Source organism: Telluria sp. BA11 (genome assembly GCF_056680305.1).
In genome coordinates, this window is record NZ_CM155275.1 from 1,183,118 (window position 1) to 1,203,379 (window position 20,262).

Below are 20,262 nucleotides of genomic sequence, written 5' to 3' on the forward strand. Positions count from 1 at the left end.
ACGAAATGCGCACGGTCGTGCCAAAGCGCGACCGTGCACAACATCCGTAATCTTAGCAAAATGGATACGCTCTGGGCGCACCGCTTCGCGTGCTACCTGGCCTCGCCCAGATGCGGCTTCAGGTACTGCGCGGTGCGGCTTTTCTTGTTGCGCGCGACATCGTGCGGCGGCCCGGCGACCACGATGTTGCCGCCCAGATCGCCCGCGCCGGGACCGACATCGATCACCCAGTCGCTGCCGGCAACCACGCGCATCGTGTGTTCGACCACGATCACCGTGTTGCCGGCATCGACCAGGCGGTTCAGCTGCACCATCAGGCGGTCGGCATCGACCGGGTGCAGGCCGGTGGTCGGCTCGTCCAGCACATACAGCGCATTGCCGCGTGTGGCGCGCTGCAGCTCCGACGCCAGCTTGATGCGCTGCGCCTCGCCGCCCGACAGCTCGGTGGCCGGCTGACCCAGGCGCAGATAATCCAGCCCGACCTCGTTCAGCACTTCCAGCGAGCGCTCGACCAGCGCCTCGTCCTTGAAGAAGGTGATTGCCTCGCCCACCGTCATGCCCAGGACCTCGGCGATGTTCTTGCCACGATAGGTCACTTCGAGCGTCTGCGCGTTGTAGCGCGCGCCATCGCAGGTCGGGCATGGCGCGTACACGCTTGGCAGGAATAACAGCTCGACCATCACGAAGCCTTCACCCGCGCAGTGTTCGCAGCGGCCCTTGGCGACGTTGAACGAGAAGCGGCCGGCGTCGAAACGCCGTTTCTTCGCATCCGGCGTGGCCGCAAACAGCTTGCGCACTTGGTCGAACAGGCCCGTGTAGGTGGCCAGGTTCGAGCGCGGCGTGCGCCCGATCGGCTTCTGGTCGACCCGCACCAGGCGCCGCACGCCCTCCATGCCGGCCACGATGCGCCCTTCCAGCGGCAAGGCTTCGTCGCGCTCCAGGTCCGGCTCGTCGGACTGCTCTTCGGCCACGGCACTGCTCTGCCCCAGGGCTGCGCCGACCAGTTCGACCAGCACCTGGCTGACGAGGCTCGATTTACCCGAGCCCGACACGCCCGTGACGCTCGTGAGGACGCCCAGCGGGAACGCGACGGCGAGATCCTGCAGATTGTTGCGGCGTACGCCTTCGAGCTTGAGCCAGCCTGTCGGTTCGCGCAGCGTGCGCGGCGCCAGGGCCGCTTCGCCGAACAGGTAACGCCGCGTCTGCGATGCTTCGATGTCGCGCAAGCCGTCCGGCACGCCGCTGTAAAGCACCTGGCCACCGCGCTCGCCAGCCAGCGGGCCGACGTCGACGATCCAGTCGGCCTGGCGGATCACGTCCAGCGCGTGTTCGACGACAAACAGCGAATTGCCCGCGGCTTTGAGTTGCGCCAGCGCGTCGAGCAGCGCTTCGGCATCGGCCGGATGCAGGCCGGCCGACGGCTCATCGAGCACGTAGACGACGCCGAACAGGCTGGAACGCACTTGCGTGGCCAGGCGCAGGCGCTGCAGCTCGCCCGGCGACAGGCTCGGCGTGCTGCGATCGAGCGCCAGGTAGCCGAGACCCAGCGCCAGCAGCACCTCGATGCGCGCCGACAGGTCGTCGGCAATGCGCCGGCGCACGATCAGCTGCTCGGCGTGCAAACCTTTCTCGACCTTGCTCGTCGCGTGCGTGTACGGCGCCAGCAGCTCGGCCAGGCGCGCCAGCGGCAGGCGCGAGAGTTCGGCGATGTCCATGCCGGCAAAGGTCACCGACAGCGACTCGCGCCGCAGGCGCTTGCCTTCGCATTCCGGACACGCGGTGCTGACCATGTAGCGCGCCACGCGCTTTTTCATCGACGCGCTTTCGGTATTGGCAAAGGTCTGCATCACGTAGCGCCGCACGCCGGTGAACGTGCCCTGGTAGCTGGGCGTATCCTTGCGCTTGAGCGCGGCGCGGGTTTCTGCGGGCGTCAGGCCCGCGTACACGGGCACGCTCGGGCTTTCGTCGGTGTACAGGATCCAGTCGCGGTCTTTCTTCGGCAGGTCGCGCCACGGGGTGTCGACGTCGTAACCCAGCGTGACCAGGACGTCGCGCAGGTTCTGGCCATGCCAGGCCGGCGGCCAGGCGGCGATCGCCCGTTCGCGGATCGTCAGGCTGTCGTCTGGGACCATTGATTGCTCGGTCACCTCGAACACGCGCCCCATCCCCGAACAGCGCGGGCAGGCGCCCTGCGGCGTGTTGGGCGAAAACGATTCGGCGTACAGCAGCTCTTGCCCGGCCGGATAATCGCCCGCGCGCGAATACAGCATACGCAGCGAATTGGACAACGTGCTGACGCTGCCAACCGACGAGCGGGCTGTGGGCGTGCCACGCTGCTGCTGCAGCGCGACGGCCGGCGGCAAGCCTTCGATCGTGTCGACCTCGGGCACCGGCATCTGGTGGAACAGGCGCCGCGCATAGGGCGAGACCGATTCGAGGTAGCGGCGCTGGGCCTCGGCGTACAGCGTGCCGAAAGCGAGCGATGATTTACCTGAACCCGAGACGCCCGTAAACACGACAAGTTGTCCGCGCGGGATATCGAGGCTGACGTTTTTCAGATTGTGTTCGCGGGCGCCGCGGACATGGACGAAGCCGTCTTCGGCAGCGTTCTGGGGGGTGGTTTTCTTGCTGGGCATCTGCCCTCCGGCATATTCTAGATACGCCATTGGACGCCTTTATGGCAAAGGTGTCGGTGCGCTTACCAACAATCGGCTCAAGCGTGCGCCAGGTCTTCCAACCGACGACAGAGCGCATCGAGCCGGTCCGGCGTGGTGAATCGGGCAGCCACTGCCGCCGCTTGCAATACTACCGGGCCCGTGACAACCTGCTGCAGCGCGGTCGCCATCCTGGCCGGTGTGACGCGCCTGGCGTGCAGGCTGGCGCCGGCCCCCAGCGCCATCACCCTTGCCGCATTATCGAACTGATCGTGCGCGAGCGGCACCACCAGTTGCGGCGTGCCGGCGCGCAGCGCTTCGGCCGTCGTGCCAATGCCACCGTGGTGGACCAGCGCCGCAACATGCGGCAGCAACGCCTTGAGCGGCACATAGTCTTGCCAGCAGATGGATGGCGGCAGCGAGCCGGGTAGCTGCTCGCGGTGCGGCGTCAGGAAAATCGCCCGCAAGCCCAGCTGCGCGACGGCTTGCGCCGCCGCTTCGAAATAGCGCCCCGCCTGCCGGTTACCGGTGCCTGGCGTGAACACGACCGGTGGCGCGCCTGCAGCGAGAAACGCCCGCAGCGTGGCGCTTGGCGCAGCATCGGGGTCGGGATCGTAGAGGGGAAAGCCGGCCTGATACAGCGGTTGCGGCCAATCTGATACGGGCGCGGCAAACCAGTCGGGAAACAGCGCCAGCGACAGGTCGGGAATGGTGTGGATGTAGTCGATCAGGCTGCGCACCCGGGGCAATCCCCGCTCTGCACGCGCCGCGTTCAGGCCCGGCAAGGCGACCGGATCGATGAAGCGTGCGGCGAGCGTGCGCCACAACCAGCGACGCACGCCATGCGGCACCCAGGTCGGCACGGGCCAGGGCCCCAGCAGCAGCGGATCGTGTACGGTAGGAAGGTTCGATGGCGCCAGCCAGGTTGCCGCAATGCGCAGGCTAGGCCGGTTAAGACGGCACAGGTCAGCTTCGGGCAGGGCCAGCGGGTGCACGAGCAGCAGGGTGTCCTTGCCGCTGTCGAGCGCCGCCACCATGGCAGGCAATTGCGCCATCGCCGGTCGCGTTGCGTCCCACACCACGGCAAGGCCACGGGTGGGATGCCACAGATCGGGATGGTCGAGCACGGCCGGATCGGCCGGCAACCCGTGAAAGGTCAGGCCAGCCGCATCGACATACAGTGCATGCAGGTCGGGGCCGAGAAAATCGACACGGTGCCCGCGCTCGCGCAGGGCGCGCCCGATCCACAGGAACGGGAACAGGTCCCCGGCCGAGCCCATCGTCACCAGGATTACATGCATGGGCCCGCCCTTCCTGGTTTAGAAGGTCAGCGTGCCTTCAATGGAATCATCCAGCGTCTTGCCGATCACGGCGCCGATCGCCATCTTTGCGCCGGCGACGATACCGCCGTGCTTGTTATCCCAATAATAACCGGACTTCGGGGTCACCTTGATCACGATGATGCGCGGGTCGTCTTCGCCTTCGGTGAACCAGGTTTTCAGCAGCGGCTCCCACAGCTGCTTGATGCGGGCCTTGTCCTGCGAGACTTCGGCGTGGCCGTCGAGTTCGAGGAAGCCGGCGTTTTCGCCTGCCTGGAAGAACAGTTTGACGGTCGGGTTGGCCTGCAGTTCCTGGTTCGTGTGGCTGTCGATTGCGCCCAGGTACCAGATGGCGCCGTTGTCGTCGGTCTCGCGCACGCTCATCGGGCGCACGCCGCGGCTGTCGCCCGTGCCGCCGCCGGTGATGAAGAAGCCGGTTTCCGCATCGTCGATGATGTCCTTGATGCGTTCGATGGCTTCAGCGCCTGCCAGGTCGCGGCGGTTTTCTTCGGGCTGGTTGCGGTTGATGGAATCCATGGTCGTCTCCTGTTAGCGAAGGCCGTGTGGCCGATGAGACAACTGTAACGTTATCTAGAGCGGCGGTATGTGGGCCGACGAACGGATGGAAGCACATGCCCCCGCTGACGGGTCAAAGCGGGGACGCCCTGCCCGTTACAGGAAGCGATCGAGGATCTTGCGGCTGTGCTTGTCGATCTTGAACATGTCGCGCACCAGGAAGTTGATGCCGTGACTGTCGGCCACCAGCAGTGACGCTTCGCCAATGCGGCGAATATCCTCGTCGAGCTTGAGCACGAACTCGGTATCGCCCCGGTCGGTCGTCACATACCAGGTGCACGGCGTGGCAAAGCTCGACACATCCTTGATATTGATGATCTCGGGGATGAACTCGCGCCCGCCGATTTCATCGCTGACGAGTGTGCGGATATCCTCGGGCATCGTGGCCAGGTCGTCGATCCAGGCAACCTCTTTGCCGCCGTCGCGCACGAGCGAAATGCCCTTGGTGGGCGCCTGGATCGGGAAAGCACGCACGGGCGTGATGCCCACGTATTCTTCACCAGTCTCGAGAGTGATCACCAGCTTGCCGAAGCTGTTACGGCGTAGCTGGAACGGGGTTGTCGAAACAGTACTCATCATGCGTCCTTGTCGTCCAGGTCCTGGTCCACGTTGCGCGCTTGCGCTTCGTACAGGCGGTGATACGCGCCTTCGCGCGCCATCAGGTCATCGTGGCTGCCCTCTTCCACCACCACGCCGCGGTCGAGCACGACCAGGCGGTCGGCGCGGTGCAGCGTCGACAGGCGGTGGGCAATGGCAATGGTCGTGCGGCCTTGCACCAGATTGTCGAGCGCTTTCTGGATTTCTTTCTCGGTTTCCGAGTCCACTGACGATGTCGCCTCGTCCATGATCAGGATCGGTGGATCGATCAGCAGCGCGCGCGCAATCGAAATGCGCTGGCGCTCGCCGCCCGACAGGCCCTGACCGCGCTCGCCGACCATCGAATCGTAGCCTTGCGGCAGGCGCAGGATGAACTCGTGCGCATGCGCGGCCCTGGCCGACGCGATGATGTCTTCGCGCGACGCATCCGGCTTGCCGTAGGCGATGTTCTCGGCAATCGTGCCGAAGAACAGGAACGGTTCCTGTAGCACCAAGCCGATATTGCGGCGGTAATCGGCCACGGCAAACGAGCGGATATCCTTGCCGTCGAGCAGGATCGCGCCTTCGGACACGTCGTAGAAGCGGCAGATCAGGTTGACCAGCGTGCTCTTGCCCGAGCCGCTGTGACCGACCAGGCCCACCATCTCGCCAGCCTTGATGTTCAGCGAAATGCCACGGTTGACGGCGCGGTTGCCGTAGCGGAATCCGACTTCGCGCAGCTCGATATTGCCTTCGACCTTGGTGACCTTCACCGGATTGACCGGATCGGGCACGCTCGAGACGTGATCGAGAATGTCGAAGATGCGCTTGGCGGCCGACGCTGACTTTTGCGTGACCGACACGATGCGGCTCATCGAATCGAGGCGCACATAGAAGCGGCCGCTATAGGCGATGAAGGCGGTGAGCGTACCGACCGTGATGTCGCCGCGCGAGACTTGCCAGATACCGAAGCACCAGATCACCAGCAGGCCCAGCTCGGTCAGGAACGACACGCTTGGCGAGAACAGCGACCACACGCGGTTGAGCTTATCGTTGACGTTCAGGTTATGCCGGTTGGCTTCGCGGAAACGGGCCGCTTCGCGCTTCTCTTGTGCAAATGCCTTCACGACGCGGATACCCGGAATCGTGTCGGCCAGCACATTGGTCACCTCGCCCCACACGCGGTCGATCTTTTCAAAGCCGGTGCGCAGTTTGTCGCGCACGAGGTGGATCATCCAGGCGATGAATGGCAGCGGCGCCAGTGTCACGAGGGCCAGCCATGGATTGATCGAGAACAGGATCACGCCGGTCATGATGATCATCAGGACATCGGACAGGAAATCCAGCAGGTGCAGCGACAGGAACACGCAGATGCGGTCGGAACCGCTGCCGATACGCGCCATCAGGTCGCCCGTGCGCTTGCCGCCGAAAAATTCAAGCGACAGGCGCATCAGGTGCTCATAGGTGGTCGAGCGCAGATCGGCGCCGATGCGCTCGGACGCCAGCGCCAGCACATAGGTCTTGGCCCAGCCCAGTGCCCAGGCCAGTACGGCCGAAGCCAGCAGGCCGCCCATATACATATACACGAGGCTCGTGTCGATCTGCTGCCCGTTCTGGTACGGGATCAGGACATTGTCCATCAGCGGCATCGTCAGGTATGGCGGAATCATGTGCGCGCCGGTCGAACCCAGCATCAGCAAGAAGCCCAGGAACAGCTGCCCCTGGTACGGCTTGGCGAAGCGCCACAGGCGGAACAGCGTCCACGTCGACGGCGGCGTGTGCAGCACTTTCTCGCAGATCGGGCAATCGTCCTGGTCGGCGTCGAGGGGCGCCTTGCAACTTGGACAAGTGTGCTGCTCGGGCGGCTGGATGGCCACGCCCGTCAGCGAGCTTTCCATCTGGTCCTGGAACTGGTCGGCCACGCGCACGGCGTGCAGGTTCTGGCCCAGCGTGAAGCGCCAGCTGGCCAAGAGGCCATGCGCATCGGTCAGTTCGAGATGCCCGACACCGGCGTGGTCGTGGTGGCGCAGCGCCAGTCCTTCGCGGTACGGCCAGTCGCGCCACGCCGTTTCACCCGGCGCGCGTGCCAGCAAACGCCGGTCCGTGACCAGAATTAATCCTTTTGAGAAATGTAATTTCGCATCGAGGTCAACCTCCACGCTGCTTAAAACGTTTTCCCCTGGTGCAAGCTGTTTCGCGACGTCATTTTGCCAGTGATCAGGCAAGAAATTGGCGGCTGCTGCCAGCGACGACGGATTGGCAAGTTGTTGTGTTGTCATGGTTTGCGCCCGAAACGGGCTTCAATTCGGCAAAGATTCGGTATGGGTAAAGCGTGTGGCTATTGTTTTTATGCCAAGCATCAAACGCTCTACAGAGCGGTAGAACGTTTTTGGACAGCGTTTGGATGACACGGAATGTGTTTTGGTGAAAATATTGCGGCTAAGTAAAAGCCGCAACTGGATCAGATCAGCGCGTGATGTGCGCTGCGATTGGCGGCCTTTCGCTAACGTAGTGACACCTCAGGCATACAAGGATAAGTCGCCGGTGTGGGAGTAGCGCCAGGTGACCAACGTATTTACATGACGAAAAAGAACGACATCAAATTCCTGCGCATCAATTATCTGGCGGGACCAAACATCTGGACCTATCGGCCCGTGATCGAGGCCTGGCTCGACATCGGCGAACTGGAAGACTATCCCTCGAATCTGCTCCCCGGGTTCACGACGCGCCTGACCACCTGGCTGCCGGGCCTGATCGAGCACCACTGCGGCGTCGGCTACCACGGCGGCTTCATCGAGCGCCTGAACGAAGGCACCTGGGCCGGCCACATCCTCGAACACGTCGTGCTCGAAGTGCAGAGCCTGGCCGGCATGAAGACCGGCTTCGGCAAGACTCGCTCCACCGGCGAACATGGCGTCTACAAGATGGCCTTCCGCACGCGCGACAACGTCGTCGGCCGCGCCGCGCTCGACGTCAGCCATCGCCTGATGATGGCCGCGATCAACGACGAGCCGTTCGACCTGCCTGCCGCGCTTGTGCGCCTGACCGACATGGTCGACCGCCTGTGCCTGGGCCCGTCGACGGCGCACATCGTGGACGCCGCCACCGACCGCCGCATCCCGTCGATCCGCCTGACCGACGGCAATCTGGTGCAACTGGGTTACGGCGCCGCGCAGCGCCGCATCTGGACCGCCGAGACCGACCGCACCAGCGCGATTGCCGAAGGCATCGCCAGCGACAAGGACATGACCAAGAACCTGCTCGCCTCGTGCGGCGTGCCGGTGCCCGAAGGCGCCATCGCGCGCAGCGCCGACGCAGCCTGGGAAGAAGCTGCCGACATCGGCCTGCCCGTGGTTGTCAAGCCGGTCGACGCGAATCACGGCCGCGGCGTCTCGCTGAACCTGAACACCGAAGCCGAAGTGCGCGCCGCCTACGTGATCGCATCCGAAGAAGGCGACAGCCGCTCGGTGCTGGTCGAGCGCTTCATCACGGGCAGCGAGCACCGCCTGCTGGTCGTCGGCCGCAAGGTGGTCGCCGTCGCGCGCGGCGAATCGCTGTGGGTAACGGGCGACGGCCGCCAGAACGTGGCCGAGCTGTGCGACAGCCAGATCAATATCGACCCGCGCCGCGGCGAAAGCGAAGAATTCCCGCTCAGCCCTGTCGAACCGCGCAAGAGCGAAGAAAACCAGTTGCAGCTCAAGCGCCAGGGCCTCACGCCCGACACGGTGCCGCCTGCCGGCCAGAAGGTGCTGATCCAGATGAACGGCAACGTCGCCGACGACGTCACCGACCAGCTCCACCCGGAGGTCGCGCACGCCGCAGCGCTGGCCGCCCGCATCGTCGGCCTGGACATCGCCGGCATCGACCTGGTGTGCGAAGACATCAGCCGCCCGCTGGCCGAACAACGCGGCGCGATCATCGAAGTGAACGCCAGCCCGGGCCTGCTGGCCCATACCAAGCCGGCCAGCGGCACCGCGCGCAACGTCGGCAAGGACATCATCGAGCACCTGTTCGCACCGGACGACACGGCGCGCATCCCGGTGGTCGGCGTGACCGGCTCGCTCGGCTGCAGCCTGATCACGCGCCTGATCGGCTGCCTGGTCAACATCACCGGCAAAGAGGTCGGCGTGGCCAACGGCGAAGGCCTGTACCTGAATGCGCGCGTGATCTCGAACCGCGACAGTACATCCGTCGAAGCCGGCCAGCGCATCCTGATCAACCGTAACGTGCAGACGGCGGTGTTCGAATCGAACGCCCGCTCCATCCTGCAGGACGGCCTGCCGTACGACCGCTGCACCGTGGGCGTCGTGACCGACATGGCGGGCCTGGCCGACCTGGCAGAGTTCCATATCCATGACGATGACGCGCTGCGCAACGTGATCCGCACCCAGGTCGACGTGATCCTGCCGGACGGCGTGGCCGTGCTCAACGCCGCCAACGAGCAGGTCGCGGCGCTGGCCGAACTGTGCGACGGCGGCGTGATCTTCTACGCTTTCGACGAACACCATGCGGTGCTGGCAGCGCACCGCGCGGCGGGCGAGCGCGTCGTGTTCGTGCGTGACGGACGCATCATGCTGGCCGAAGGCGACGCGGAGACGCGCCTGAACACGCTGGACACCATGAAGCCGTCCACCGTGAAGTACCCCGAAAACGTGCTGGCGGCAGTCGCGGCGGCGTGGGCGCTCGGCGTGCCGAGCGACCTGCTGTGCGGCGGTCTGCGCGCCTTCGACGCGACACCAAAACAAACGACACATTGAATGACTCTGCCCGGCAATCTGCCGGGCCTGGCGCCCGCCCCCGCGCATGTGCGCACGGTGCGCGGCCCGCGAAAGGAATGACGGTTTATGGAAGTATCTCGCGTACGGGCCCTGCGTGGCCCCAATCTCTGGAGCCACCACACCTCGGTCGAGGCGATCGTGACGTGCACGCCTGAGGAAGAATCGATCGGCGAACTGCCCGGTTTCGAATCGCGCCTGCGCGTGCGCTTCCCGCAGATCGGCGGCCTGCAGCCGTTCGGCCACTATGAAACGATCCCGCTGGCCCACGTGCTCGAACTGGTCGCGCTGCACCTGCAGGCCGAAGCCGGCTGCCCGGTAACGTTCAGCCGCACCACCGCCACGCTGGAAAGCGGCACCTACCAAGTGGTTGTCGAATACAGCGAAGAAGACGTCGGCCGCCAGGCCCTCGAACTCGCGCAGCAACTGATCGAAGCGGCCCGCAACGACACGCCGTTCGACGTGCCCGCCGCGCTGGCGCAACTGCGCGCGACGGACGAAGACGTGCGCCTTGGGCCATCGACCGGCTCGATCGTGCAGGCCGCCGTGGCCCGCAACATCCCGTCCCGGCGCCTGACCGAAGGCAGCATGGTCATGTTCGGCTGGGGCAGCCGCGCGCGCCGCATCCAGGCCGCCGAGATCGACGCCACCGGTGCGATTGCCGAATCGATCGCGCAAGACAAGGAACTGACCAAGAAGCTGCTCGACGCTGCCGGCGTGCCGGTGCCGCAGGGCCGCGGTGTCTCCGACCCTGACGACGCCTGGGCCGCCGCGATGGAAATCGGCCTGCCGGTCGTGATCAAGCCGAAGGACGGCAACCAGGGCAAGGGCGTGACGGTCAACGTCACCACGCGCGAACAGCTCGACGCCGGCTTCAAGGCCGCCAGCGAATTCCGCGACGACATCCTGGTCGAACGCTACCTGCCGGGCCACGACTACCGCCTGCTGGTGGTGGGCGACAAGCTGGTGGCCGCCGCGCGCCGCGAACCGCCGCAGGTGGTGGGCGACGGCGAGCGCAGCGTGCGCCAACTGGTCGAACAGGTCAACCTGGACCCGCGCCGCGGCGATGGCCATGGCACGTCGCTCACCAAGATCCGCTTCGACGACATCGCCATCGGCACGCTGGCCCAGAACGGCTTGACGCCGGACTCGGTGCCCGCCATCGGCCAGCGTGTCGTCCTGCGCAATAACGCGAACCTGTCCACCGGCGGCTCGGCCACCGACGTCACCGACGACGTGCACCCCGAAGTCGCGGCGCGCGCCGTCGCTGCCGCCCACATGATCGGCCTGGATATCTGCGGCGTCGACCTGGTCTGCGACAGCGTCCTCAAACCGATTGAGGACCAGAACGGCGGCATCGTCGAAGTCAACGCCGCGCCGGGCCTGCGCATGCACCTGGCGCCATCGTTCGGCAAACCGCGCCCGATCGGCGAAGCCATCGTCGACACGCTGTTCAAGGACGGCGACGATGGTCGCATCCCGATCGTGGCCGTCACGGGCACGAACGGCAAGACGACCACCGTGCGCCTGATCGCGCACCTGCTCACGGCGTCCGGCCTGCGCACCGGCATGACCAACACGGACGGCGTCTACATCGAAGGCCGCCGCATCGAAAGCGGCGACTGCAGCGGCCCACGCAGCGCGCGCAACGTGCTGCTGCACCCCGACGTCGATGCCGCCGTGTTCGAAACGGCGCGCGGCGGCCTGCTGCGCGAAGGCCTGGCCTACGACAAGTGCCAGGTCGCGGTGGTGACCAATATCGGCTCGGGCGACCACCTCGGCCTGAACTACATCACCACGCTCGAAGACCTGGCGGTACTCAAGCGCGTGATCGTGCAGAACGTGGCCGTGGGCGGCATGGCGGTACTCAACGCCGCCGATCCGACCGTGGCGGCGATGGCCGAAAGAACGCGCGGCGACGTCACGTTCTTCGCGCAGGACGTGGGCAATCCCGTCATGGCGATGCACCGCGCCCAGGGCCGCCGCGTCGTCTTCGTCGAAGACGGCTATCTGGTGGCGGCGCAGGAGTCGTTCATCGAACGCATCGACCTGAAGGAAGTGCCGATCACGCGCGGCGGTGTAGTGGGCTTCCAAGTCGAGAACGTGATGGCGTCGGTGGCTGCGGCGTGGGGCGTGGGCACGTCTTGGGACGCGATCCGCCTGGGCCTGAAGACCTTTGTCGGCGAAAGCGACAATGCGCCGGGGCGCTTCAACGTGTTCGACTACAAGGGCGCGACCGTGATCGCCGATTACGGCCACAACCCGGATGCGATCGCCGCGCTGGTCAATGCGGTGGAGAGCATGCCCGCCAAGCGCCGCTCGGTGGTGATCAGCGGCGCCGGCGACCGTCGCGACCAGGACATCACGCAGCAGACCGAAATCCTGGGCGCGGCGTTTGACGACGTGCTGCTGTATCAGGATCAGTGCCAGCGTGGCCGCGCCGATGGCGAAGTCATTGCGCTGCTGCGCGCGGGGTTGAGCAATGCAACCCGCACGGGCCACGTCGAAGAAATCAACGGCGAATTCGTGGCGATCGACCGGGCGCTCTCGCGTCTGGAAGATGGGGACTTGTGCCTGATTTTGATCGATCAGGTTGACGAGGCCTTGGCGCACATTACGGCGCGGGTCAAGGCAGCAGCCTGAGTATCGTTGTTGTGTTTCCGGGGACGGGCGGCGACGCGGTATGCTGCGTCGATGAATAGCCTGTCCCCGTCATCCCTCCCTGCCCTGCCCAGGGCCAGTGCCTGGCCGCTGCTGCGGGCATTGTTCAAGCGGCCCGCGCGGCCGTCGGCGCAACCGGTCCAGGCCAGTTACCGGCTGGACCGGATCGATGCGGATCACGTGTGGCGCTACAGCAACGCATTCGGCTTCCCACCCGGCCCCGTGCCACTGACTTATCTCTATCTGCTGGCGCAGCGCGCGCAACTGGCCACGATGCTGGATCGGGCGATGCCGTTTCGGATTGTCGGGTTGATTCATGTGTCGAACGACCTCGTGATGCATTGCGAGGTACGCACTGATGCACCGCTGGTACTCGTGACGACATTATCGATGCCGGAACCTCGAGCCAATGGGGCCGTCGAATGCGTGCTGGAGACGGTGGCAAGTGCCGATGGGAAAACGGTCTTCACGTGCACCAGTCGATACCTGATCAAACGCGGGCAACGCGCCAAGCATGCGCCCGCGTCACCTTCGGTCGCACCGGTGGGTGACGTCGTCGGAGAATGGGTCGTGACCGCGGATGCGGGGCGACGCTATGCGGCCTTGTCCGGCGACTGGAATCCCATTCATCTGTGGCCATGGAGTGCGCGGCTGATGGGGATGCACGCGCCAATCATCCACGGCATGGAAACGATGGCGCGCGTCTGCGCGGCGTTCGAGCAATCGACCGATCGTCGCGTCAAGGGCTTGACATGCCGCTTCAAGCGCGCCGTGACGCTCGGTGCTTCCGCAACGTTGCTGGCCTGCGAAGTCCCCGGCAGTTTTGTCGTACTGAGCAGCGATCGCGTGGCCGTCGAAGGCACGCTAGCCTACGCGTGATGTCGCGCGACCCGCAAAAAGCCGGGGTCAGGTCTGACATTCGGACACGATCTCGACAGTAGAGCAGTCGGAACTAGCTGACACGGCGCCGTGCTGATCAGGAAAAGGCACCAATGGAAGTGGCTAAGGCTGAGCTCGTGTCCGAATGTCAGACCTGACCCCGGCTGTGCTAAAGCTGAGCTCGTGTCCGAATGTCAGACCTGACCCCGGCTGTGACCCCGGCTGTGCCGCGCGCGCAGCATCAATCGCGGTAAAATACGCAGCTCTGGCCAGCCTCTGCCTCGCCGTACCCAATCCGAAGAAATGACCACCGTTCCCACTGAAATCAACGCCGCAGCCGTCAAGAACAGCGCGACCGACAAGCACACCCCGATGATGCAGCAATACCTGCGCATCAAGGCCGACTACCCCGACATGCTGGTGTTCTACCGCATGGGCGACTTCTACGAACTGTTTTTTGACGATGCCGAAAAAGCCTCGCGCGTGCTGGGCATCACGCTGACCGCGCGCGGCAAGTCCGAGGGCAATCCGATCAAGATGGCCGGTGTGCCGTTCCACTCGCTCGATGGCTATCTGGCCAAGCTGGTGAAGCTGGGCGAGTCGTGCGCGATCTGCGAGCAGATCGGCGATCCTGCGCTGTCGAAAGGCCCGGTCGAACGCAAGGTCATGCGCGTCGTCACGCCCGGTACGCTGACCGATTCCGACCTGCTGCCCGAAAAAGCCGAGCGTCCGCTTCTGGCCCTGTGCCTGCAAACCCAGCGCAAGACCGTCACCGCCGGTCTGGCCTGGCTGTCGCTGGCCAGCGGCAATCTGCGCCTGATGGAATTTTCGGGCGACGCGCGCGCCATCGAGGCGCGTCTGGCGCATGAACTCGAGCGCATCGCGCCGGCCGAAATCCTGCGCGCCGATTGCGGCGACATGTTCGACGATGGCGCGTCCACCGTCCACACCCAGCGCATGCCGGAATGGCACTTCGACGTGGTCAAGGGCCATGGCGCGCTGCTTGAACAGTTGAAGGTCGCCACGCTGACCGGCTTTGGCGCCGATGGCCTGGGCGCCGCGTTCGGCGCGGCCGGCGCGCTGCTGCGCTATGCGCAGTCCACGCAGGGTCGCGGGTTGCAGCATGTGCGCGGACTGGCGTGCGAGAACGAAAATGAATACATCGGTCTCGATGCCGCCACCCGCCGCAACCTGGAACTGACCGAGACCATTCGCGGGCAAGAATCGCCAACGCTGTTTTCGCTGCTCGACGGTTGCCGCACGGCGATGGGTTCGCGCATGCTGCGCCACTGGCTGCACCATGCGCGGCGCGACCAGTCGATCGCGCGCAGCCGTCACCAGTCGATCGCCGCGCTGCTGCAGGCGGATGCCATCGACAACCTGTCGCCAACGCTGGCGCAGGTGCCGGACATCGAGCGCATCACGACGCGCGTGGCGCTACTCAGCGCGCGCCCGCGCGACCTGGCGAGCCTGCGTGATGGACTCAAGGCCTTGCCGATGCTGCGCGAGCTGGTGGCGCGCTGCTTCGTGCCGGGCGATACGTCGCTGCTGCGCGACCTGCATGACGACCTGGCCACGCCCACCGATTGCCTCGACCTGCTGGTGCGCGCCGTGCTCGAAGAGCCAAGCGCGATGATCCGCGATGGCGGCGTGTTCGCGCGCGGCTATGACGCTGAACTCGATGAGCTGCAGGCGCTGTCCGAGAATGCCGGCCAGTTCCTCGTCGACCTTGAAACACGCGAACGCGCCCGCACCGGCATCGCCAACCTGCGCGTCGAGTACAACCGCGTGCACGGCTTCTACATCGAAGTGACCAACGGCCAGGCGACCAAGGTGCCGGACGATTACCGCCGCCGCCAGACGCTCAAGAACTGCGAACGCTACATCACGCCCGAACTCAAGGCCTATGAAGACAAGGCGCTCTCGGCGCAGGACCGCGCGCTGGCGCGCGAGAAAATCCTGTACGACGACTTGCTGGCCCAGCTCGCGCCGCACATCGGCGTCCTGCAGACGATCGCGCGCGCCATTGCGCAGGTCGACGTGCTCGTGGCCCTGGCCAGCCACGCGCTGCGGCATGGCTGGTGCGCACCGCAGCTGGTCGATGCGCCGTGCCTGAACATCGTCGAAGGCCGCCATCCGGTCGTGGAAAACCAGATCGAGCGCTTCATTGCCAACGATTGCCGCTTCTCGAACGAGCGTCGCCTTCTGCTCATCACCGGCCCGAACATGGGCGGTAAATCGACCTTCATGCGCCAGGTCGCGCTGATCACGCTGCTGGCGTATGTCGGCAGCTATGTGCCGGCGGCCGAAGCCACGCTGGGTCCGATCGACCGCATCTTCACCCGCATCGGCGCCAGCGACGACCTGGCCAATGGCCGCTCGACCTTCATGGTCGAGATGACCGAATCAGCCGCGATTCTCAACGGCGCCACCGAGCATTCGCTGGTGCTGATGGATGAAGTCGGGCGCGGCACGTCGACCTTCGACGGCCTGGCGCTGGCGTGGGCCATCGCGCGCCACCTGATCGACACGAGCCGCAGCTTCACGCTGTTCGCGACCCACTACTTCGAGCTGACCCAGTTGCCGGAATCGTACCCAAGCGCCTACAACGTGCACCTGTCGGCGGTCGAGCACAAGGACAGCATCGTGTTCCTGCATGCAGTGCAGGATGGTCCGGCGTCGCAAAGCTACGGCTTGCAGGTGGCGCAACTGGCCGGCGTGCCGCAACCGGTGATCAAGGCCGCGCGCAAGCACCTGGCGCGCCTGGAGGCGCAGGCCGCAGGTGGCACGCCGCAGCGCGACCTGTTCGCCGCGCCGCTGCCCGAGCACGATATCGACGACACCCCGGCGCCAGCCGTGGCGGAAGTCCAGGATGACGGCCTGCGCGATGCACTGGACGCCATCGATCCGGACGCGCTGACGCCGCGCGAAGCGCTCGAGCGGCTGTACGAGCTGAAACGGCTGGCTGCCTGATGTCGATCCCGCGTCCGGTCATTGTCCACGCCGCGCTGCTGGCGACGCTGCTTGCCTGCGCGCCGCTGGCGGGCCAAGCCAAGGATAAGGACAAGGAAGAGCGCCCCACGCACCGCTTCGCCGTGGTCGGCAACGACGCGCGCGCCGACAGCGACGCCCGTCTGAAGCGGGCGCTGGCTGACTCGTCCGAAAAGTCGGTGTCATTCGTGGTCCTCACCGGCATCAAGGGCGAGAACGAAAGCTGCGGCGACAAGCTGTACCTGCAGCGGCGCGACCTGTTCGAGCATGCGAAGCGGCCCGTGATCGTGTCGCTGTCCGGCAGCGACTGGACCGGCTGCCGCAACTCGGCCAAGCGCACCAATGCGATCGAGCGCCTGAACCGCCTGCGCGAACTGCTCTACGGCGAACCCGAATCGCTTGGCGCGACCAAGATCCATCTGACGCAGCTGTCGGCCAGTCCGCGTTTTCGCAGCTACGCCGAAAACGCGCACTGGAAAGTGGACAAGGTGATGTACGCCACGATCAATATGCCGGCTGCGAACAACCATTTTCTGCCGGCCGCTGGCCGCAACAGCGAATACGAAGACCGGGCGGTGGCCAACCGCTTCTGGCTGAACCGCCTGTTCGCGATGGCGCGCAGCGACAAGGCGCAGGCGCTGGTGCTGTTCTCGGAAGGGGCCGTGCGCCCGTTCCATCTCGACCAGCCCGCGGGTTTGCGCGGCTTGCTGCGGCGCGCGCCGGTCGAACGCGACGGGTTCGAGGCAGCGCGGCGTCAGATCCAGGCGCAGGCCGTCAAGTTCGATGGGAAGGTGCTGCTCGTCGACAGTGACGCGCCGGGTGGCCACAAGCCGCAGATCGCGTGGAAAGGCAATCTGGGACAGCTGTCAGTGGGAACCAAGGCGGTCGAGGTGAATGTGATGCTGGGGAAAGATGCGGCGTTCACGGTGGTGGACGCGAAGCAGTAGAACAGAAATTACAAGCGCGGCCACCGCGTGATGCGGTGGCCGCGCTCCAGCCGGATTACTGCAGCGGCTGGGTACGGAAGTGATCGCCATCATCGCTGTCATCGATCTCGTGATGATGACCGCCAGCGCCGTGCACGTGACCGTGCTGGATTTCTTCGGCGGTCGCAGCGCGCACGTCGACCACGGACAGGTCAAAGCGCAGAGCCATGCCGGCCAGTGGATGGTTGCCATCCAGGACGACCTTGTCGTCAGCGATTTCGGTGACGGTGAAAATCACCGGCTCGTCGTCGCCGTTTTCGGCCACGCCTTCGAACTGCATGCCGACTTCGATCGGTTCCGGCAGGCGCGAACGCTCTTCGACCTTGACCAGCTCTGGCTCGTAGTCGCCGAACGCGTCGTCTGGCTCCACCTGGATCGTCGAGGCGTAGCCGGTTTCTTTGCCGTCCAGCTCTTCTTCGATCTTCGGCAGGGTATTCTCGTAGCCGCCGTGCAGGTACACCATCGGCTGGGAGCCCTCCTCGATCAGATTGTTCTGGGCATCCGACAGTTTATAGTTAACCGTCACGACTGTGTCTTTAGCAATCTTCATCGTCCATCCTTTCATTGTGAGCTGCGGATTATACTCTCGATGGGTTCAGGCCCCGCTTCGGCTGGTTATAATGTCGCATGAAAAAATTACCGCTTTTGGGGAATCTTTCCCCTGCTGAATTCCTGCGCGATTACTGGCACAAGAAGCCGCTGCTGATCCGTGGCGCCATCCCCGGCTTCAAACCGCTGCTCAAGTTCGAGAAGCTGGCCGAGCTGGCCGCACTGAACCATGTCGAATCGCGCCTGGTCTCGCTGCGCGACGGCGAGTGGGACATGCAGCACGGTCCCCTCACCGACCTGCCCGCCCGCAGCGAGCCGAACTGGACGATGCTGGTCCAGGGCGTGAACCTGCATGACGAGCGTGCCGACGAGCTGCTGCGCCAGTTCCGCTTCGTGCCGGACGCCCGCCTGGACGACCTGATGGTGAGCTTCGCCACCGATGGCGCCGGCGTCGGCCCCCATTACGACTCGTACGACGTGTTCCTGCTGCAGGCGCACGGCAAGCGCCGCTGGCGCATCGGCGCGCAGCAAGACCTGACGATCATCGAAGGCTTGCCGCTCAAGATCCTGGCCAATTTCGAGCCAGAAGAAGAATTCGTGCTCGAGCCGGGCGACATGCTGTATCTGCCGCCGCACTACGCGCACGACGGCATCGCCGAAGGCGAATGCATGACCTATTCGATTGGCTTCCGTTCGCCGTCGTTCCAGGAACTGGGCGAATCCTTCCTGCAATTCATGGCCGATTCCATCGACCTGCCGGGGCGCTACGCCGATCCTGAATTGCAAGAAACAAAGAACCCGGCCGAGATCCCAAAGCACATGCTAGCCACCGTCACCGAAGAACTCAACAAGGTGCGCTGGGATGAAGAAGACGTCACCATCTTCCTCGGCGAGCACATGTCCGAGCCAAAGCACAATGTGTTCTTCACGCCGCCCGCCAAACCGCTGACCTTCGGCCGTTTCATGGAAACGGCAGCCAAGCGCGGCGTCAAGCTCTCGAGCAAGACGCTGATGCTGTACCGCGGCAAGAACGTGTTCATCAATGGCGAATCGCTGGCTGCCGGCCGCGCCGACAAGGTGGTGCTGGACGTGCTGGCCAACGACCGCCGCATCGATGGCGCCACACTCGGCAAAGCCACCGACGACGTCACCGAATCGCTGTACGCCTGGTACCAGGACGGCTGGGTCGAACTGGGCTGACGATGGATGCGCGCGCCATCCCGTTCGACACCCGGCGCGACTGCGAGGCGCAGTTTCTCGCCGTCGTGGCGGCCGCGCAGCACAGCCTGCGCCTGTTCGATCCGGATGGTGCGGTGTTCGCGCTGGGCGGCATTCAGGTAGATGCCGCGCTGCGCGCTTTTCTGCAACGGGGCGGCACCTTGCGTCTGGCTCTGCACGAGCCGGGCCACATCGAGCGCCACTTCCCGCGTTTTTTGCGTCTGCTGCGCGACTACGGTCACGCCTGCGAATGCCGCCAGAGCCCGAAGAACCTGCGCCAGCTGACCGATTCGTTCTGCATCGCCGACGAGCAGCACGTGGTACGCCGCTTTCACAGCGACCACATGCGTGGTGAAGCCAACTTCGACGATTCCCGCGCCGTGGATATTCCCCACCACCGGTTCGAAGCGATCTGGGAAGCTTCCCGACCGACACTGCACCCGACGACTACTGGGTTGTAAGGACGCTACGAAAAGCACAATTAGTTGCTCAGGAGTTAATTCTCAGGTGTTTCGCTATTTGCGTAGCATCTTGTAACAATATAAAGCTTATCAAAGCGGAAAATTCTTACACCAGAGCATGTGTTAGCTATTGCGAAACTGTAAAATTGTCTATAATATCAATCAGGAAGGTTCCGTTGCGCCCGTGGCAGTCTTGCTATTTGTGAAGGCACGAGAATTCCATCGAGAAATAATTACCGGTAATTATTATTCGTATCAAGTAGTTCTACTTTTGTAAATACTAAGGAAAAAACCATGAAAAAATCCCTGCTGATCGCTTCCCTGTTCGCTGTTACCCTGGCTGCTTGCGCTAAGAAAGAAGAAGCTCCAGTCGCACCAGTGACCGAAACCCCAGCTGCTGTCGTCGCTCCTGCTGACGCAACCATGCCAGCTGCTGACGCAACCGCTCCAGCTGCTGCTGCTGCTGACGCTGCTGCAACCGACGCAGCTGCTGCTGCTTCGACCGCAACCGACGCTGCTGCCGCTGCTCAGACCTCGGCTACCCAAGCTGCTGACGCTGCTGCTACCACCAAGTAATTCGTTACTCGGTATGAAGAAACCGGCCTGCGGGCCGGTTT

At 64.6% G+C, this 20,262-nt stretch carries 14 protein-coding genes; 8 read left to right on the plus strand and 6 right to left on the minus strand.

Annotated elements, in window-relative coordinates; all coding sequences use genetic code 11:
* Positions 1-92: 92 nt before the first annotated feature.
* From AC1MGT_RS05195 to AC1MGT_RS05215, 5 genes are all read right to left on the minus strand, one after another.
* Positions 93-2,636, minus strand: coding sequence for an excinuclease ABC subunit UvrA (locus AC1MGT_RS05195; RefSeq protein ID WP_499503286.1), 2,544 nt, complete (start codon positions 2,634-2,636; stop codon positions 93-95).
* A gap of 77 nt (positions 2,637-2,713) precedes the next feature.
* Complete coding sequence (locus tag AC1MGT_RS05200; RefSeq protein ID WP_499503287.1) at positions 2,714-3,955, minus strand: glycosyltransferase; 1,242 nt, start codon at positions 3,953-3,955, stop codon at positions 2,714-2,716.
* Positions 3,956-3,973: 18 nt separating this feature from the next.
* Positions 3,974-4,510 (minus strand): pyridoxamine 5'-phosphate oxidase family protein, encoded by a 537-nt coding sequence (locus AC1MGT_RS05205; protein ID WP_332531527.1) that lies wholly within the window; start codon positions 4,508-4,510, stop codon positions 3,974-3,976.
* A gap of 135 nt (positions 4,511-4,645) precedes the next feature.
* Positions 4,646-5,128 (minus strand): cyanophycin metabolism-associated DUF1854 family protein, encoded by a 483-nt coding sequence (locus AC1MGT_RS05210; RefSeq protein ID WP_499503288.1) that lies wholly within the window; start codon positions 5,126-5,128, stop codon positions 4,646-4,648.
* A complete protein-coding gene (locus AC1MGT_RS05215; RefSeq protein ID WP_499503289.1) occupies positions 5,125-7,404 on the minus strand; it encodes a cyanophycin metabolism-associated ABC transporter in 2,280 nt (759 codons plus the stop codon). The genes AC1MGT_RS05210 and AC1MGT_RS05215 overlap by 4 nt, the downstream gene beginning before the upstream one ends.
* A 300-nt stretch (positions 7,405-7,704) precedes the next feature.
* On the opposite strand from AC1MGT_RS05215, the gene AC1MGT_RS05220 reads away from it, so the two are divergent.
* The 5 genes from AC1MGT_RS05220 to AC1MGT_RS05240 all read left to right on the plus strand — a co-directional run bounded on the left by AC1MGT_RS05220 (position 7,705) and on the right by AC1MGT_RS05240 (position 17,378).
* Complete coding sequence (locus tag AC1MGT_RS05220; protein WP_499503290.1) at positions 7,705-9,882, plus strand: cyanophycin synthetase; 2,178 nt, start codon at positions 7,705-7,707, stop codon at positions 9,880-9,882.
* An 87-nt stretch (positions 9,883-9,969) separates the two neighbouring features.
* Positions 9,970-12,543, plus strand: coding sequence for a cyanophycin synthetase (gene cphA, locus AC1MGT_RS05225; protein ID WP_499503291.1), 2,574 nt, complete (start codon positions 9,970-9,972; stop codon positions 12,541-12,543).
* A 51-nt stretch (positions 12,544-12,594) separates the two neighbouring features.
* Positions 12,595-13,440, plus strand: coding sequence for a MaoC family dehydratase (locus tag AC1MGT_RS05230; protein ID WP_499503292.1), 846 nt, complete (start codon positions 12,595-12,597; stop codon positions 13,438-13,440).
* A 303-nt stretch (positions 13,441-13,743) separates the two neighbouring features.
* Positions 13,744-16,413, plus strand: coding sequence for a DNA mismatch repair protein MutS (mutS, locus tag AC1MGT_RS05235; RefSeq protein WP_499503293.1), 2,670 nt, complete (start codon positions 13,744-13,746; stop codon positions 16,411-16,413).
* Positions 16,413-17,378, plus strand: a complete 966-nt coding sequence (locus tag AC1MGT_RS05240; protein WP_499503294.1) for a hypothetical protein — start codon at positions 16,413-16,415, stop codon at positions 17,376-17,378. Before mutS ends, AC1MGT_RS05240 begins: the two co-directional genes overlap by 1 nt.
* A 55-nt stretch (positions 17,379-17,433) precedes the next feature.
* Here the strand turns inward: AC1MGT_RS05240 and AC1MGT_RS05245 are convergent, their stop codons facing one another.
* Complete coding sequence (locus tag AC1MGT_RS05245) at positions 17,434-17,967, minus strand: FKBP-type peptidyl-prolyl cis-trans isomerase (protein WP_183555563.1); 534 nt, start codon at positions 17,965-17,967, stop codon at positions 17,434-17,436.
* Between the two features lie 77 nt (positions 17,968-18,044).
* On the opposite strand from AC1MGT_RS05245, the gene AC1MGT_RS05250 reads away from it, so the two are divergent.
* The 3 genes from AC1MGT_RS05250 (at position 18,045) to AC1MGT_RS05260 (ending at position 20,221) form a co-directional block, all read left to right on the plus strand.
* Positions 18,045-19,166: a JmjC domain-containing protein gene (locus tag AC1MGT_RS05250; RefSeq protein ID WP_499503295.1), complete on the plus strand. Its 1,122-nt coding sequence runs from the start codon at positions 18,045-18,047 to the stop codon at positions 19,164-19,166.
* Between the two features lie 2 nt (positions 19,167-19,168).
* Positions 19,169-19,645 (plus strand): DUF7931 domain-containing protein, encoded by a 477-nt coding sequence (locus tag AC1MGT_RS05255; protein WP_499503296.1) that lies wholly within the window; start codon positions 19,169-19,171, stop codon positions 19,643-19,645.
* 294 nt (positions 19,646-19,939) lie between these two features.
* Entirely contained in the window at positions 19,940-20,221 is a 282-nt protein-coding gene (locus tag AC1MGT_RS05260) for a hypothetical protein (protein ID WP_183555566.1), read from the plus strand.
* Positions 20,222-20,262 lie beyond the last annotated feature (41 nt).

Coding starts and splice junctions, on each gene's coding strand:
- AC1MGT_RS05250 (WP_499503295.1), top strand. CDS start 18,045: ATGAAAAAATTACCGCTTTTGGGGAATCTTTCCCCTGCTGAATTCCTG.
- AC1MGT_RS05215 (WP_499503289.1), bottom strand. CDS start 7,404: ATGACAACACAACAACTTGCCAATCCGTCGTCGCTGGCAGCAGCCGCC.
- AC1MGT_RS05210 (WP_499503288.1), bottom strand. CDS start 5,128: ATGATGAGTACTGTTTCGACAACCCCGTTCCAGCTACGCCGTAACAGC.
- cphA (WP_499503291.1), top strand. CDS start 9,970: ATGGAAGTATCTCGCGTACGGGCCCTGCGTGGCCCCAATCTCTGGAGC.
- AC1MGT_RS05195 (WP_499503286.1), bottom strand. CDS start 2,636: ATGCCCAGCAAGAAAACCACCCCCCAGAACGCTGCCGAAGACGGCTTC.
- AC1MGT_RS05230 (WP_499503292.1), top strand. CDS start 12,595: ATGAATAGCCTGTCCCCGTCATCCCTCCCTGCCCTGCCCAGGGCCAGT.
- AC1MGT_RS05255 (WP_499503296.1), top strand. CDS start 19,169: ATGGATGCGCGCGCCATCCCGTTCGACACCCGGCGCGACTGCGAGGCG.
- AC1MGT_RS05245 (WP_183555563.1), bottom strand. CDS start 17,967: ATGAAGATTGCTAAAGACACAGTCGTGACGGTTAACTATAAACTGTCG.
- AC1MGT_RS05240 (WP_499503294.1), top strand. CDS start 16,413: ATGTCGATCCCGCGTCCGGTCATTGTCCACGCCGCGCTGCTGGCGACG.
- mutS (WP_499503293.1), top strand. CDS start 13,744: ATGACCACCGTTCCCACTGAAATCAACGCCGCAGCCGTCAAGAACAGC.
- AC1MGT_RS05260 (WP_183555566.1), top strand. CDS start 19,940: ATGAAAAAATCCCTGCTGATCGCTTCCCTGTTCGCTGTTACCCTGGCT.
- AC1MGT_RS05205 (WP_332531527.1), bottom strand. CDS start 4,510: ATGGATTCCATCAACCGCAACCAGCCCGAAGAAAACCGCCGCGACCTG.
- AC1MGT_RS05220 (WP_499503290.1), top strand. CDS start 7,705: ATGACGAAAAAGAACGACATCAAATTCCTGCGCATCAATTATCTGGCG.
- AC1MGT_RS05200 (WP_499503287.1), bottom strand. CDS start 3,955: ATGCATGTAATCCTGGTGACGATGGGCTCGGCCGGGGACCTGTTCCCG.